We start from the raw sequence: 15,137 nt of genomic DNA on the forward strand, positions 1-15,137 counted from the left end.
TTTCACCCGCCGAAGTCTGTTTCACGTGAAACATGGGCCGTCGCACCGGACGAGGTGCGGCGGCCCTCGGCGTATTCCTAGAGAGGTACGGCAGGATGTGCCCCATGCCCAGTGCAGAGACGACGCCCGCGGGCGTGCGCGAGCCGGAGCCGGTACGGCCGACCAGGGAAGACGAGGTCGCCGCCGCCGGGAGTGAGCTGATCGGTGGCCCCATCGGGCGGCGTGCCCTGCTCGGGACGTCCTGGTGGACGCCGCTACGGGTGGTCGTCATCGTGGCGGTCGGGATGTTCGCCCTTGGCATGGTCCAGAAGGTGCCCTGCTACGACAGCGGCTGGTTCTTCGGCGCGAGCTCCCAGTACACCCACGCCTGCTACTCGGACATTCCGCACCTCTACCAGGGGCGCGGTTTCGCCGACGGTCTGGTGCCGTACTTCGACAAGCTTCCGGGCGACATGGACTACCTCGAATACCCGGTGCTGACCGGTGTGTTCATGGAGGTGGCCGCATGGCTCACGCCGGGCAGCGGCAGCATCATGCTCCAGGAGCAGGTGTACTGGTTCGTCAACGCCGGAATGCTGATGTTGTGCGCCGCCGTCATCGCGGTGTGTGTGGTCCGTACGCACCGCCGGCGCCCCTGGGACGGCCTGCTGGTAGCCCTGGCACCCGCCTTCGCGCTGACCGCCACCATCAACTGGGACCTCCTGGCGGTCGCCCTGACGGCCGCAGCGATGCTGATGTGGTCCCGGAGCCGTCCCCTCGCGTTCGGCGTCCTCCTGGGGCTTGCCACGGCCGCCAAGCTGTACCCCGTGTTCCTGCTGGGGCCGCTGTTCCTGCTGTGCTGGCGCGCGGGGAAGTGGCGGGAGTTCTTCATCGCCACGGGCGGTGCAGTGGCCGCCTGGCTAGTCGTGAACCTGCCGGTGATGATCTTCGCCTTCGACGGCTGGTCGAAGTTCTACACGTTCAGCCAGGAGCGGGGTGTCGACTTCGGCTCCTTCTGGCTGATCTGGGCGCAGAACACGACCACCCCGCCCAGCACCGACTTCGTGAACACCGCGGCCACGGTCCTGGTGCTGCTCTGCTTCCTGGGCATCGCCGCCCTGACCCTCACTGCCCCACGCCGGCCACGCTTCGCCCAGCTGGCCTTCCTGGTGGTGGCGGCCTTCATCCTCACCAACAAGGTCTACTCCCCGCAGTACGTGCTGTGGCTGGTGCCGCTGGCCGTCCTCGCCCGCCCCAAGTGGCGGGACTTCCTGATCTGGCAGGCGTGCGAGGTGGCGTACTTCCTGGGGATCTGGATGTACCTCGCGTACACGACCAGCGGAGACGCCCACAAGGGCCTGCCGACCGACGGCTACCACTGGGCCATCGCCGTGCACCTGCTGGGCACGCTCTACCTGTGCGGCATGGTCGTGCGCGACATCCTCATGCCGGAGCGGGACGTAGTGCGCCGCACCGGGGAGGACGATCCCTCGGGCGGGGTGCTGGACGGTGCGGAGGACGTCTTCGCACTTGGCGCGGCAGCCCATCCCCCACGCCACGCCGTCCACTTCGAGGGACCGCAGGTGGAATGGGGAAGCCGATCCTCCGAGGACGGTTCGCTCTGAGCGAACAGCCCAGGTCCTCGACGGAAAAAGGGCCGCACACGGACTCCGTGTGCGGCCCTTTCTCTGTCCTGCGGCCGGTCAGCGGTCCACGAGACGGTCGAACTGCGTGGTGGTGTGCCGCAGATGGGCCACCAGTTCCTCACCGACCTTCGGCTCCGGGGCGTCCGAGGGCACGAAGAGGATCGACACCTGCATGTGCGGCGGCTCCGCGAACCAGCGCTGCTTGCCGCCCCAGACGAACGGAGCAAGGTTCCGGTTCACCGTGGCCAGGCCGGCCCGTGCGACGCCCTTGGCGCGCGGCATGACGCCGTGCAGGGCCTTCGGGGCCTCCAGGCCCACCCCGTGCGACGTACCGCCCGCCACGACCACCAGGAAGCCGTCCGAGGCCGCCTTCTGCTGCCGGTAGCCGAACCGGTCGCCCTTGGCGACGCGGGTGACGTCCAGGACCGCCCCGCGGTACTCGGTCGCGTCATGGTCCCCCAGCCACAGCCGGGTGCCGATCCTGGCCCGGAACCGGGTCTGCGGGAACTGCTGCTGCAACCGGGCGAGTTCGTCGGCCTTGAGGTGGCTGACGAACATCGTGTGCAGCGGCAGCCGCGCCGCGCGCAGCCGGTCCATCCAGCCGATGACCTCCTCGACGGCGTCCGAGCCGTCGGTGCGGTCCAGCGGCAGATGGATGGCGAAGCCCTCCAGGCGGACGTTCTCTATGGCGGAGTGCAGCTGCGGCAGGTCCTGCTCGCTGATGCCGTGCCGCTTCATCGTGGACATCACCTCGATGACCACACGGGCACCCACCAGGCCGTACACACCGTCGATGGACGACACCGAGCGGATGACCCGGTCGGGCAGCGGAACCGGTTCCTCGCCTCGCCGGTACGGCGTCAGCACCAGCAGGTCGCCGCCGAACCAGTCCTTGATGCGCGCGGCCTCGTACGTCGTGCCGACGGCCAGTATGTCCGAGCCGAGTCGCGTGGCCTCCTCCGCCAGCCGCTCGTGCCCGAAGCCGTAGCCGTTGCCCTTGCAGACCGGGACCAGGCCCGGGAACTGCTCCTGCACGCGCTTGTGGTGCGCACGCCAGCGCGCGGTGTCGACGTAGAGCGTGAGCGCCATGGCCGGACCTGGGACCTTTCTGGATGGCTGGGGTGTGCCAGAGGAGTGCGGTGTGTCAGGGCTATAGAAGCACGGAGCGTGACGTCAGCGGCGCGACATGTAGATGTCGAGCGCCTTGTGGAGCAGCTTGTTCAGCGGGAAGTCCCACTCGCCGAGGTACTCGGCGGCCTCACCGCCGGTGCCCACCTTGAACTGGATCAGGCCGAAGAGGTGATCCGTCTCGTCCAGCGAGTCGGAGATGCCGCGCAGGTCGTAGGCGGTGGCACCGAGCGCGTAGGCGTCGCGCAGCATCCGCCACTGCATGGCGTTCGAGGGCCGCACCTCACGGCCGATGTTGTCGGAGGCGCCGTACGAGTACCAGACATGCCCGCCGACGATCAGCATGGTCGCCGCGGAGAGGTTGACCCCGTTGTGGCGGGCGAAGTACAGCCGCATCCGGTTGGGGTCCTCGGTGTTGAGGGCCGTCCACATGCGCTGGAAGTACGACAGCGGGCGCGGCCGGAAGTGGTCGCGCACGGCCGTGATCTCGTACAGCCGCTGCCACTCCGCCAGGTCCTGGTAGCCGCCCTGGACGACCTCGACGCCGGCCTTCTCGGCCTTCTTGATGTTGCGCCGCCACAGCTGGTTGAAGTTCTTGTGGACCTCTTCCAGGGAACGGTTGGCCAGTGGCACCTGGAAGACGTAGCGGGGCTGCACGTCGCCGAAGCCGGCGCCGCCGTCCTCGCCCTGCTGCCAGCCCATCCGGCGCAGCTTGTCGGCCACCTCGAAGGCACGCGGCTCGATGAAGTCGGGCTCGATGTCGCGCAGCCGCTTCACGTCCGGGTTCTGGATGCCCTGCTTGATGGAGTTGGCCTCCCAGCGCCGGATGATCACCGGCGGGCCCATCTTCACCGAGAACGCGCCCTGCTGCTTGAGGTGCGCCAGCATCGGCTGGATCCACTCGTCGAGATTCGGCGCGAACCAGTTGATGACCGGGCCCTCGGGCAGGTAGGCCAGGTAGCGCTTGATCTTGGGCAGCTGGCGGTACAGCACCAGGCCCGCGCCGACCATCTCGCCGGTGCGGTCGTCGAACCAGCCGAGGTTCTCCGAACGCCACTCCGCCTTGACATCGGCCCAGGCCGGGACCTGCATGTGGCTAGCAGCCGGCAGGCTCTGGATGTACGCCAGATGCTGTTCGCGGCTGATGGTCCGCAGGGTCAGGCTCATGTCGGGGCGCTCCTCGGGCTGGTGTGTCCCCATGGGTACAGGGGCTCCGGCTCTCGCGCCGAAGCCTACTGCGCCTTGCCCACGGCCTGACTGGGCGTACGGCACCTACGCCCCGGCTCCTGTCCGGCCGGGGCGTTCCACAGCGGTGTGGAGGTGCCGGACTCAGCCGAACAGGCCGCCGTTTGCCATGCCGATGAAGAAGCCGATGCCCGAGGCACCGAGACCCAGGATCAGACCGAAGCGCTCACGCGTGGTGATCGAGATCCACTGCCCGTAGAGACCGATGAGGAGGCCGATCAGACCGGTCCAGGAGCTGAGCAGGTGCAGGCTGTGGAAGAACGACGTGATGAAGGCGATCAGCCCGAGCGCCAGCGTCACTGCCATCAGTGAGTCCTGGAGCGGATGGGTCTTGCCGTCGGTGGCGAACAGGGAGCCGGCGGTGTTGGGTCGCAATGCCTGTGCCATAGGGCACCTCCTGCGGAAGGCGGCGCATCGTAGCGCCGTACACACCCGATGTGTACAGATTGAGGGTCCCGGCGGCCGGATTTCAACCGGAAGCGGGTGTGCGGGTACTCTGTACCGTCTGCACCGGTGTCTGCCCAGACCCTGGCCGGGATCCCAGCGGGAACCCCCGAATGTCAGTGGCGGCCGATACCGTTGCGTACGCATCACAACCCTCCTGCCACGGAACGACCGTGGCCGCTGAGTCCAAAGGAGGTGGGTTCCACATGCGTCACTACGAGGTGATGGTCATCCTCGACCCCGATCTGGAGGAGCGCGCTGTCTCCCCCCTGATCGAGAACTTCCTCTCCGTCGTCCGTGAGGGCAACGGAAAGGTCGAGAAGGTCGACACCTGGGGCCGTCGTCGTCTCTCGTACGAGATCAAGAAGAAGCCCGAGGGCATCTACTCGGTCATCGACCTGCAGGCCGAGCCTGCGGTCGTCAAGGAGCTCGACCGCCAGATGAACCTGAACGAGTCGGTCCTCCGGACCAAGGTCCTCCGCCCCGAGACCCACTGAGCTCTCCGCTCAGCCGATCTCGGGATTTCGAGTAGCAGCACAAGCAGCCAGCAGCAAACCCGCCGAGAGGTTCCCCCATGGCAGGCGAGACCGTCATCACGGTCGTCGGCAATCTTGTCGACGACCCCGAGCTGCGCTTCACCCCCTCCGGTGCGGCGGTCGCGAAGTTCCGTGTCGCGTCCACCCCCCGCACCTTCGACCGTCAGACGAACGAGTGGAAGGACGGCGAGAGCCTGTTCCTGACCTGCTCGGTCTGGCGTCAGGCGGCGGAGAACGTCGCGGAGTCGCTCCAGCGAGGCATGCGCGTCATCGTGCAGGGCCGGCTGAAGCAGCGGTCCTACGAGGACCGTGAGGGTGTCAAGCGCACGGTCTACGAGCTGGACGTCGAGGAAGTCGGCGCCAGCCTGCGGAGCGCCACGGCCAAGGTCACCAAGACCGCCGGTGGCGGCGGCCGCGGTGGCCAGGGTGGCCAGGGTGGTTACGGCGGCGGTGGCGGCCAGGGCGGCGGCAGCTGGGGCGGTGGCTCCGGCGGCGGCAACCAGGGCGGCGCTCCCAACGACGACCCCTGGGCTTCCGGCACTCCTGCCGGCGGCGGCAACCAGGGCGGTGGCGGCTGGGGCGGCGGCTCCGGCGCCGGCGGCGGTGGCGGCTACTCGGACGAGCCCCCCTTCTAAGGGCCAAGGGCTCGTATCCCCACTTCTTGATCACACAGGAGAAACACCATGGCGAAGCCGCCTGTGCGCAAGCCTAAGAAGAAGGTCTGCGCTTTCTGCAAGGACAAGGTCACGTACGTGGACTACAAGGACACGAACATGCTGCGGAAGTTCATTTCCGACCGCGGCAAGATCCGTGCCCGCCGCGTGACCGGCAACTGCACGCAGCACCAGCGTGACGTCGCCACGGCCGTCAAGAACAGCCGTGAGATGGCGCTGCTGCCCTACACCTCCACCGCGCGCTAAGGGAAGGGTGACCGACTAATGAAGATCATCCTCACCCACGAGGTTTCTGGCCTCGGCGCCGCCGGCGACGTCGTCGACGTCAAGGACGGCTACGCACGCAACTACCTGATCCCGCGGAAGTTCGCGATCCGCTGGACCAAGGGTGGCGAGAAGGACGTCGAGCAGATCCGTCGTGCTCGCAAGATCCACGAGATCCAGACCATCGAGCAGGCCAACCAGGTGAAGGCCCAGCTTGAGGGCGTCAAGGTCCGCCTGGCCGTCCGTGCCGGCGACGCCGGTCGCCTCTTCGGTTCCGTCACCCAGGCCGACATCGCTTCGGCGATCAAGGCTGCCGGTGGCCCCGACGTCGACAAGCGTCGCATCGAGGTCGCTTCGGCGATCAAGACCCTGGGCGCCCACGAGACGTCCGTGCGTCTGCACCCCGAGGTTGCCGCCAAGGTCAACATCGAGGTCGTCGCGGCCTGACGCTGCGCTCGGTTTGAGCAGTAGCTGAAAGGGGCCGCACCCGTGAAGGGTGCGGCCTCTTTGGTTTGGCTGACGATGATGTGGAGCGGTGGGTGTTTCACGTGAAACGTGACAGCCCGCGCTGTTTCACGTGAAACCGTCGGCAGGGCGCATTGGTCAGCGCGTTGCACCGGTCACGATCCACCGGCCGGAGCGGGCGCGCAGCCAGAGGGTGAGCATCCGTACGGCCATCATCAGCGTCATGGCTCCCCAGAGCGCCGTGAGCCCGCCGCCGAAGGTGGGGACGAGCAGCGCCACCGGCGTGAAGACCAAAAGAGTCAGGACCATGGCCCCGGCGAGATACGGCCCGTCTCCGGCGCCCATCAGCACGCCGTCGAGCACGAAGACCACGCCGGAGATCGGCTGGGAGAGCGCCACGATGAGCAGCGCGGGCAGCGCGGTGTTCTTCACGGCGGGGTCGCCGGTGAACAAGGGGAGGAAGAGCGGTCGGCTGGCGATCACCAGCAGGCCCAGGACCACTCCGGTTGCGATGCCCCACTGAACCATCCGCCGGCAGGCCTCGCGGGCGCCGGCAGCGTCTTCCGCCCCGAGATAGCGGCCGATGACGGCCTGCCCGGCGATCGCGATCGCGTCCAGGGCGAAGGCCAGCAGACTCCACAGGGACAGCACGATCTGATGGGCGGCGACGTCTGCATCACCAAGCCGGGCTGCCACAGCGGTGGCGATCATGAGGATGGCACGCAGTGAGAGCGTCCGGACGAGCAGGGGTACGCCGGCCTGCGCCGAGGCCCGTATCCCGGCGGCCTCGGGGCGCAGCGAAACGCCATGCCTGCGTGCGCCGCGCACAACGACTGTCAGATAGACCGCTGCCATTCCGCACTGGGCGATGACCGTGCCCCAGGCCGAGCCGGCGATGCCCAGCCCGGCGCCGTAGACAAGCGCCGCATTGAGCCCGGCGTTGGCGATGAACCCCGCTACGGCGACGTACAGCGGTGTCCGGGTGTCCTGGAGGCCACGCAGGACGCCGGTGGCGGCGAGCACGACCAGCATGGCCGGGATGCCGAGGGAGGAGATCCTCAGGTAGACGGTCGCGTAGGGGGCCGCGGTGGCCGAGGCGCCGAAGACGTCCACGATGCCGGGGGCGAGGGGCAGGACGACGGCGATGACGACGGCGCCGAGCAGCAGCGCCAGCCAGATGCCGTCCATGCCCTGACGGACGGCCGCCTGGAGATCGCCGGCGCCGACCCGGCGTGCGACGGCGGCCGTGGTGGCGTAGGCGAGGAAGACGAACACGCTGACGGCGGTGGTGAGGAGGGCCGAGGCGATCCCGAGACCGGCCAGCTGTGCGGTGCCGAGATGGCCGACGATCGCGCTGTCGGCCATGACGAAAAGCGGCTCGGCGACGAGTGCGCCGAAGGCCGGGACGGCCAGTGCGACGATCTCTCGGTCGTGCCGCCGCCGGGTGGCCTTGGGGATCGGGGGAGCCAGTGACATGGGCGCTAATCTAATCGTCCACAGGTAAGAGATGCAATTGCAGAATGACCCTTACTTGAGGTTGCGCGGTCCGCGCTGTCGCGCACTGTTCGAAGCGATCTTGGTCCGACTGGGAAAGTTTTTCTTCTGCACAGCCGGTGGATCGGAAAAGTGCAGGTCAGGGCCTATTGTGGATAGAGATCGAGGGCTTGTTCACAGGGCTGTCCACCGCGTCGTGCACAGGTTTTGGCGGGTTCTCCACAGCATACGAGCGGTCGTCCACATGGCCTGTGGATAACCAGATTGGCTGACGGTGCTCGCGGGCCTACCGTGGTGCGGCACCCGCTCCTTGTCACGGCCTCGGAAACCTCACAAAACCGACGCGTCCAGAACCGGAATGGGGCGTCCTAGTTGTCAGTGCCGTGCCGTAGAAAAGAGGGCATGGCGAGGTCCGCGGTGCGGACGGGAGGAGGTGGCTCGGTGAGCATTTCCGAGCCCTTGGACGATCCGTGGGCCGACGCCGGTCCCGGTGATCGTCTGCCCGCCTCCCGCCGACGGAACGAGGGCGGCCGCGGTCGGGACGACCGGCACGACCGGGGCCGGGACAGCGGGGACTGGGACGGCGGGGGCGCCACCTTCGAGCGGGTTCCTCCGCAGGACCTGGACGCCGAGCAGTCCGTGCTCGGCGGCATGCTGCTCTCCAAGGACGCCATCGCCGACGTCGTCGAGATTCTCAAGGGTCACGACTTCTACAAGCCCGCACACGAGACGATCTACCAGGCGATCCTCGACGTCTATGCGAAGGGCGAGCCGGCCGACCCCATCACCATCGCCGCCGAGCTCACCAAACGCGGCGAGATCAACAAGGTCGGCGGCGCCTCCTATCTGCACACCCTCGTCCAGACGGTGCCGACGGCGGCGAACGCCGAGTACTACGCGGAGATCGTCCACGAGCGGGCGGTGCTGCGTCGGCTGGTCGAGGCGGGCACGCGGATCACGCAGATGGGATACGCGGCCGACGGCGACATCGACGAGATCGTCAACAGTGCCCAGGCCGAGATCTACGCCGTCACCGAGCAGCGGACCAGCGAGGACTACCTGCCGCTCGGCGACATCATGGAGGGCGCCCTCGACGAGATCGAGGCGATCGGATCCCGCACCGGTGAGATGACCGGCGTCCCCACCGGCTTCACCGACCTGGACTCGCTCACCAACGGCCTGCACCCGGGGCAGATGATCGTCATCGCCGCCCGTCCCGCCATGGGCAAGTCGACCCTCGCCCTGGACTTCGCCCGTGCCGCGTCCATCAAGAACAACCTGCCCAGCGTCATCTTCTCCCTCGAAATGGGCCGCAACGAGATCGCGATGCGTCTGCTGTCCGCCGAGGCCCGGGTCGCGCTGCACCACATGCGGTCCGGCACGATGACCGACGAGGACTGGACGCGGCTGGCCCGCCGGATGCCGGACGTCTCGGCCGCGCCGCTCTACATCGACGACTCCCCGAACCTGTCGATGATGGAGATCCGCGCCAAGTGCCGCCGGCTCAAGCAGCGCAACGACATCAAGCTCGTGATCATCGACTATCTCCAGCTGATGCAGTCCGGCGGCAAGCGTTCCGAGAGCCGCCAGCAGGAGGTGTCGGACATGTCACGAAACCTCAAGCTGCTGGCGAAGGAGCTGGAGGTCCCGGTGATCGCGCTCTCGCAGCTCAACCGTGGTCCCGAGCAGCGCACCGACAAGAAGCCGATGGTGTCCGACCTGCGTGAGTCCGGCTCCATCGAGCAGGACGCCGACATGGTCATCCTGCTCCACCGCGAGGACGCCTACGAGAAGGAGTCCCCACGCGCGGGCGAGGCGGACATCATCGTCGGCAAGCACCGAAACGGCCCGACGGCGACGATCACTGTGGCCTTCCAGGGCCACTACTCGCGCTTCGTGGACATGGCACAGACCTGATCCGCGCCGGGGAGCGGCGCTGACCTGGCCGGCGCCGCCGAAATGAACTCGACGCCGGTCCGGTCACCAGGTGGACTGGGCGCATGACGACATTCCAGGAAGAGCTGCTCCCCGCCACCCGGCGGGCGCTGTTGCATCGGATCGCCGTGGCCCAGTCGGAAGGCCGGGCGCCGTCACTGGTGGCGGCGGTCGTGCGAGGCGGGCGTGCCGTCTGGCATGGTGCGCGGACCTCGGTGGACGGGCATGGACCGGACGAGAACGTGCAGTACCGGATCGGTTCGATCACCAAGACGTTCACGGCCGTTCTGGTGCTCAGGCTGCGTGACGAAGGGCTGCTCGATCTCGGTGACCCACTGGAGAAACACCTGCCGGGCACCGGCGCGGGGGAGGCGACCATCGCCGAACTCCTCGCGCACACCGGCGGCCTGGCGGCCGAGTCGCCGGCTCCCTGGTGGGAGCGCACCCCGGGCTCACTGCGGCCGGAGCTGAGCGATGTCCTCGGTGAGCAGCCCCTGCTGCATCCCGTCGGCCGCCGCCACCACTACTCCAACCCCGGTTACACCCTGCTGGGTGCGCTGGTCGAAGAACTTCGCAGTGCTCCCTGGGAGGAGGTGCTGCGGCGGGAGGTGCTCGAACCTCTGGGCCTCGACCGCACGAGCGCCCAGCCGCAGGCGCCGCATGCCGGTGGCTGGGCGGTACATCCCTGGGCCGACGCCATGCTCCCGGAGCCGTTGGAGGACCTCGGCCGGATGGCACCGGCCGGGCAGCTCTGGTCGACCACCGGCGACCTGGCCCGTTTCGCCGTGTTCCTGGCGGCCGGGGACGACCGGGTGCTGAGTGCCGAGTCGGTGCGGGGGATGCGCACCCCGGCAGCCCCCGCCGAGCCCGCCGACGTGCTGGACGGCGCCACCTACGGCCTCGGCCTGCAGATCCAGCGCCGTGACGGCAGGCTGCTCGTGGGGCACTCCGGCTCGCTGCCCGGCTTCCTGGCCAACCTCACCATCAGTGTGGACGACGACGTGGCGGCCGTGGTGCTGGCGAACTGCACCTCCGGCCCGCTGTTGTCCGCCACCGGTGCCGACCTCGTCCGGATCGTCGCGGAGGCCGAGCCGCGCATCCCCGAGCCATGGCGTCCTCTGGCCCAAGTCGAGCCTTCCGCCCTAGAGTTGGCGGGCCAGTGGTACTGGGGCACACATCCCTTTGTACTGCGGGTGACGGCCGACGGGCTTGTCTCGCTGGGACCGCTGACCGGTGCCGGCCGCCGAGCCCGATTCCGATCCAACGGCGACGGCACCTGGACCGGCCTGGAGGGCTACTACGCCGGAGAGCTGCTGAGGCCCGTACGGCGCCCGGACGGCACCGTGAGCCACCTGGACCTCGGATCGTTCGTGTTCACACGTCAGCCGTACGACGAGACGGCTCCCGTACCCGGTGGGGTGGACCCCGAGGGATGGCGGGGGATCGGCTAGCGGACGAGAAGTCGGGGGCGGTGTTTCACGTGAAACACCGCCCCCGTGCGATCGCTCCGCTCGGCCACGAGCCTCTGAGATTCAGATTTCGAGCTTGAAGCCCACGTGCGAGGCGGTGAAGCCGAGCCGTTCGTAGAAGCGATGGGCGTCGATCCGTGACGCGTCCGAGGTCAGCTGGACCAACTGGCAGCCCTGGCGGCGGGATTCGTCGATCGCCCACTCGATGAACCGGGTGCCCAGGCCGCCGCCGCGCTCGTCGGCGTGGATGCGCACGCCTTCGATGATCGACCGGGTGGCGCCGCGCCTCGACAGTCCAGGGATGACCGTGAGCTGGAGTGTGCCGACGATGCGGCCTTCGCGGACGGCCACGACCAGCTGCTGGTTGGGGTCGGCACTGAGTCGTTCCAGGGCGCTCAGATAGGGCGCCAGGTCGTCCGGTGATTCCCGCTGGGCGCCCAGCGGGTCGGCGGCGAGCATGCCGACGATGGCCGGGATGTCGTCGGCGACCGCGGTGCGTATGTCAAGGTCTCCCATGCCCGCAGCCTATGCGGGCACGTGCAGTGACTCCACGGCCCGGACCAGGGGAGCCAGTTCCGGGTTCCTGGCCGCTTCGTCGAGGGCTTCGCGCAGTGCCGTGTCGTTGGTGGGGCGAGCCTCCTCCAGCAGTAGCAGGCCGGCCTCGGTGACGTTCGTGTAGATGCCGCGGCGGTCGGTCGGGCAGAGATAGCGCTCCAGGAGACCGCGGTCCTCCAGGCGCGTGACCAGCCGGGTGGTGGCGCTCTGGCTGAGGACGACCGCGTCGGCGACCTGCTTCATCTGCAGATGGCCTCCTTCGCCGTCGTGCTGTCGGCTGAGGACATCGAGCAGGGAGTACTCGCGCACGCTCAGGTCGTGCTTGGCCTGAAGGGCGCGCTCGATATGTGCCTCGATCCTCCCGTGCAGCAGGGAGAGGGCGCACCAGCCCTGGGCGAGGGCGGTGAGTGCTGGGTCCGTCGCTGTCATTGGCGTTTTTCCTCCGTCCCGGAGCGGCTGAACCCAGGATAGAGCAGGTGTGCAATATCCCTCGCTTGCACATAGCCCGCGTCTGCAACTATTGTGGACGCACGCAAAGCGCACCTGCAATCGTCTGGGAAGGTCGTACCTCCATGCCTCTCGCGCTTCTGGCCCTCGCGATCGGGGCCTTCGGAATCGGAACGACCGAATTCGGGATCATGGGCTTGCTGCCCGAGGTCGCGGGTGACTTCGGGGTCTCCATCCCGACCGCCGGCCTGCTCGTCACCGGCTACGCGCTCGGCGTGGTGATCGGCGCCCCGCTGATGACCGTGCTGGGCACGAAGGTTCCCCGCAAGCGGATGCTGATGCTGCTGATGGGCTTCTTCATCGCGGGCAACCTGCTGACCGCCGTGGCCCCCGTCTTCGCCGTCACGCTGATCGGCCGCGTGGTCGCCTCCCTCGCCCACGGGGCCTTCTTCGGCATCGGCTCGGTCGTGGCGGCCGAGCTGGTCGCACCGAGCAAGAAGGCGGGAGCCATCGCGATGATGTTCACCGGCCTCACCGTCGCCAACGTCATCGGCGTCCCGCTCGGCACCCTCGTGGGGCAGCACGCCGGCTGGCGCGTCACCTTCGGCATCGTCGCCGCCCTCGGCGTCGTCGGCCTGGCGGGTATCGCCAAGCTGGTCCCCGAACTGCCCAGCCCGGAGGGCGTGCACCTGCGGCACGAGCTGGCCGCGTTCAAGAACACCCAGGTCCTGCTCGCCATGGCGATGACCGTCCTGGGCTTCGGCGGGGTCTTCGCGGCCATCACCTACATCGCGCCGATGATGACCCATGTCACCGGCTTCGCCGACGGCTCAGTCACCTGGCTGCTGGTCCTCTTCGGTCTCGGCATGGTCGGCGGCAACCTCGTCGGCGGCAGGTTCGCCGACCGCGCCCTGATGCCCATGCTGTACGTGTCCCTGGGCGCCCTGGCCGTCGTCCTCGCCCTCTTCCCGCTCACCGCGCACAGCAAGGTCGCGGCCGCCGTGACCGTCGCCCTGATCGGCGCCCTGGGCTTCGCCACCGTCCCACCGCTCCAGAAGCGCGTCCTCGACCAGGCGCACGGCGCCCCCACCCTGGCCTCGGCCGTGAACATCGGCGCCTTCAACCTCGGCAACGCCCTGTCCGCCTGGCTCGGCGGCATCGTGATCGCCGCCGGCTTCGGCTACACCTCCCCCAACTGGGTCGGCGCCGCCCTCGCCGCGGCCGCCCTCGTCCTCGCCTTCCTGTCGGCCGCGCTGGAGCGCCGCGACAGCGCCCCGAGCACGGTGGTCGCCGGCGGGACGCCCACCGGACAGCGGGCGTCGGTCCACCACTGACCGCCAGCACTTCTCACCGCACGTCAGCATCATCCAAGGAGAACCATGAGCACCACCGTCACCCCGCTCACCATCCAGGACGCCGAGCTCCTGATCACCGAGGCCAGCCGTGCCGCCGAGGCCGCCGGGGTCACCGTCAGCGTCACCGTCCTGGACGCCGGAGGCCATCTGCTGGCCTTCCGTCGGGATGACCGCGCCGTGCTGATCTCCGGCGAGACCAGCACTCGCAAGGCCTACACGGCGCTCCAGCTGAACACGCCTACCGCCGACCTCGTCGACGCCGTCCAGCCCGGCGGCCTCTTCCACACCCTGCCCACGGCGCTCGACCGGCCGCTGCTGTTCATCGCGGGCGGTGTCCCCGTCCAGCGGGACGGCCGGCTCATCGGGGCGATCGGTGTCGGCGGCGGTGCGCCCGACCAGGACCACGGGTTCGCCTCCGCAGCGGTACAGGCACTCGCCTGACAGCAGCGCCGCTTGACGTGGAACGCCGGCTCCCCCAGGGAGCCGGCGTTCCACGTGCCGAAGGACTCTCACCCTGCCGCGACCGTCAGCGGTGCGAACCGCCGTGTCCAGTCCCCCGGTGACTCCGTGATGCCGTAGGCCATGACGGAGTTCATGGCGACGGAGGCCAGCCCACGCGCCTTCGCCCAGGCCAGCAGTTCCTCGTGCCGGACGTCGATGTCGGTACGGAGCGGACGATCGGTGTGGGCGGCGAGCGAGGCGATCAGGGACTTCGCCGTCTCGGTGTCACGGGCGATCAGTGGCCCGACGACATGCGTGTCCATGTTGGGCCAGGCGGCCGCGTATCCGACGATCCGCCCGTCGTCCACGGCGACACGCAGCAGGTCCGAGAACGCGGGCAGCCGAGTGATCAGAAGGGTGCGGTCGGCGCCGAACACCTCCTCGTCCAGCCGGAGGATGGAGCCGAGGTCCTCGGCGGTGGCCGGCCGGGTCGCCACCAGAGGCTCGGCTCCGCCCGGCGTGAAGGGCCCGGACAGCATCTCCGAACGTCCCGTGACCTTGAACCCCAGCTCCTCGTAGAGCGGACGGCCGTAAGGCGTCGCGTACAGGGTCAGGGGAGTCGTCCCCATCGCCGAGACGATGTGCCGCATCAGCCGGCGTCCGATGCCCTGGCGGGCGTGCCGTTCGGCGACCAGGACCATGCCGACCGCGCCGAGATGCGGGCGTTCCCTCGGGCCGTACTCCGTGATGACGCAGGCGGCCACCAGGCCTCCGCCGGGGTCGTCGATGCCGTATCCCTTCCCGGCCGTGAGGAGCAAGCGCCACTTGTGTTCCTCACGGGGCCACCCCCGATCCTCGGACAGGTCGGCGCAGACGCTGAGATCGCGTGGCGTCAGTCGGCGAATGGGCAGAGCGGCGTCGGAAGGAGTTGACACGCAGGTCAGGCTTGCCGACCGAGACCCCCGGCGTCCACCCGTTTCAGGGCACACGCACGCGCTTTTGGCCATGTCGTAGCCCCCGGCTCAGCCCCTGGACAGACCCACGACGTTTCACGTGAAAC

Annotated in this window: 16 protein-coding genes; 9 read left to right on the top strand and 7 right to left on the bottom strand. The window is 68.7% G+C overall.

Features of this window, described 5'->3' with window-relative positions:
• Nucleotides 1-95: 95 nt before the first annotated feature.
• Nucleotides 96-1,604 carry a glycosyltransferase family 87 protein gene (locus KVT45_RS08925; protein WP_217545966.1) on the top strand — a complete coding sequence of 503 codons (1,509 nt, stop codon included), beginning with the start codon at nucleotides 96-98 and terminating at the stop codon, nucleotides 1,602-1,604.
• 78 nt (nucleotides 1,605-1,682) lie between these two features.
• Here the strand turns inward: KVT45_RS08925 and KVT45_RS08930 are convergent, their stop codons facing one another.
• From KVT45_RS08930 to KVT45_RS08940, 3 genes are all read right to left on the bottom strand, one after another.
• Nucleotides 1,683-2,714, bottom strand: a complete 1,032-nt coding sequence (locus KVT45_RS08930) for an alanine racemase (RefSeq protein WP_089100475.1) — start codon at nucleotides 2,712-2,714, stop codon at nucleotides 1,683-1,685.
• Between the two features lie 84 nt (nucleotides 2,715-2,798).
• Nucleotides 2,799-3,920 carry a peptidoglycan bridge formation glycyltransferase FemX gene (femX, locus tag KVT45_RS08935; RefSeq protein ID WP_189262831.1) on the bottom strand — a complete coding sequence of 374 codons (1,122 nt, stop codon included), beginning with the start codon at nucleotides 3,918-3,920 and terminating at the stop codon, nucleotides 2,799-2,801.
• A gap of 162 nt (nucleotides 3,921-4,082) precedes the next feature.
• Nucleotides 4,083-4,385, bottom strand: a complete 303-nt coding sequence (locus tag KVT45_RS08940; protein ID WP_217545967.1) for a hypothetical protein — start codon at nucleotides 4,383-4,385, stop codon at nucleotides 4,083-4,085.
• 263 nt (nucleotides 4,386-4,648) lie between these two features.
• Between KVT45_RS08940 and rpsF the strand changes: the two genes are divergently transcribed.
• The 4 genes from rpsF (at nucleotide 4,649) to rplI (ending at nucleotide 6,363) form a co-directional block, all read left to right on the top strand.
• Nucleotides 4,649-4,939, top strand: a complete 291-nt coding sequence (gene rpsF, locus KVT45_RS08945; RefSeq protein ID WP_006604399.1) for a 30S ribosomal protein S6 — start codon at nucleotides 4,649-4,651, stop codon at nucleotides 4,937-4,939.
• Nucleotides 4,940-5,016: 77 nt separating this feature from the next.
• Nucleotides 5,017-5,613, top strand: a complete 597-nt coding sequence (locus KVT45_RS08950) for a single-stranded DNA-binding protein (RefSeq protein WP_217545968.1) — start codon at nucleotides 5,017-5,019, stop codon at nucleotides 5,611-5,613.
• 48 nt (nucleotides 5,614-5,661) lie between these two features.
• Nucleotides 5,662-5,898 (top strand): 30S ribosomal protein S18, encoded by a 237-nt coding sequence (gene rpsR / locus KVT45_RS08955; RefSeq protein ID WP_003949403.1) that lies wholly within the window; start codon nucleotides 5,662-5,664, stop codon nucleotides 5,896-5,898.
• Nucleotides 5,899-5,916: 18 nt separating this feature from the next.
• Nucleotides 5,917-6,363: a 50S ribosomal protein L9 gene (rplI, locus tag KVT45_RS08960; RefSeq protein ID WP_217545969.1), complete on the top strand. Its 447-nt coding sequence runs from the start codon at nucleotides 5,917-5,919 to the stop codon at nucleotides 6,361-6,363.
• Nucleotides 6,364-6,519: 156 nt separating this feature from the next.
• On the opposite strand, the gene KVT45_RS08965 is transcribed toward rplI, so the two are convergent.
• Entirely contained in the window at nucleotides 6,520-7,857 is a 1,338-nt protein-coding gene (locus KVT45_RS08965) for an MATE family efflux transporter (protein ID WP_217545970.1), read from the bottom strand.
• Between the two features lie 459 nt (nucleotides 7,858-8,316).
• On the opposite strand from KVT45_RS08965, the gene dnaB reads away from it, so the two are divergent.
• Nucleotides 8,317-9,792 (top strand): replicative DNA helicase, encoded by a 1,476-nt coding sequence (gene dnaB / locus KVT45_RS08970; RefSeq protein ID WP_089100481.1) that lies wholly within the window; start codon nucleotides 8,317-8,319, stop codon nucleotides 9,790-9,792.
• An 83-nt stretch (nucleotides 9,793-9,875) separates the two neighbouring features.
• Nucleotides 9,876-11,261, top strand: a complete 1,386-nt coding sequence (locus KVT45_RS08975; RefSeq protein WP_217545971.1) for a serine hydrolase — start codon at nucleotides 9,876-9,878, stop codon at nucleotides 11,259-11,261.
• Between the two features lie 81 nt (nucleotides 11,262-11,342).
• Here KVT45_RS08975 and KVT45_RS08980 read toward each other — a convergent pair whose 3' ends face one another.
• Nucleotides 11,343-11,795, bottom strand: a complete 453-nt coding sequence (locus tag KVT45_RS08980) for a GNAT family N-acetyltransferase (protein ID WP_217545972.1) — start codon at nucleotides 11,793-11,795, stop codon at nucleotides 11,343-11,345.
• Nucleotides 11,796-11,804: 9 nt separating this feature from the next.
• A complete protein-coding gene (locus tag KVT45_RS08985; protein WP_217545973.1) occupies nucleotides 11,805-12,263 on the bottom strand; it encodes a MarR family winged helix-turn-helix transcriptional regulator in 459 nt (152 codons plus the stop codon).
• Between the two features lie 143 nt (nucleotides 12,264-12,406).
• Here KVT45_RS08985 and KVT45_RS08990 point away from each other — a divergent pair, with 143 nt between their 5' ends.
• Together KVT45_RS08990 and KVT45_RS08995 are read left to right on the top strand one after the other, a co-directional pair.
• Nucleotides 12,407-13,615 carry an MFS transporter gene (locus tag KVT45_RS08990; protein ID WP_217545974.1) on the top strand — a complete coding sequence of 403 codons (1,209 nt, stop codon included), beginning with the start codon at nucleotides 12,407-12,409 and terminating at the stop codon, nucleotides 13,613-13,615.
• Between the two features lie 45 nt (nucleotides 13,616-13,660).
• Entirely contained in the window at nucleotides 13,661-14,077 is a 417-nt protein-coding gene (locus KVT45_RS08995; protein ID WP_217545975.1) for a heme-binding protein, read from the top strand.
• Nucleotides 14,078-14,145: 68 nt separating this feature from the next.
• On the opposite strand, the gene KVT45_RS09000 is transcribed toward KVT45_RS08995, so the two are convergent.
• Entirely contained in the window at nucleotides 14,146-15,012 is an 867-nt protein-coding gene (locus tag KVT45_RS09000) for a GNAT family N-acetyltransferase (RefSeq protein ID WP_217545976.1), read from the bottom strand.
• Between the last annotated feature and the right edge of the window lie 125 nt (nucleotides 15,013-15,137).

It is taken from the genome of Streptomyces sp. GbtcB6 (genome assembly GCF_019091475.1).
GTDB lineage: Bacteria > Actinomycetota > Actinomycetes > Streptomycetales > Streptomycetaceae > Streptomyces > Streptomyces hyaluromycini.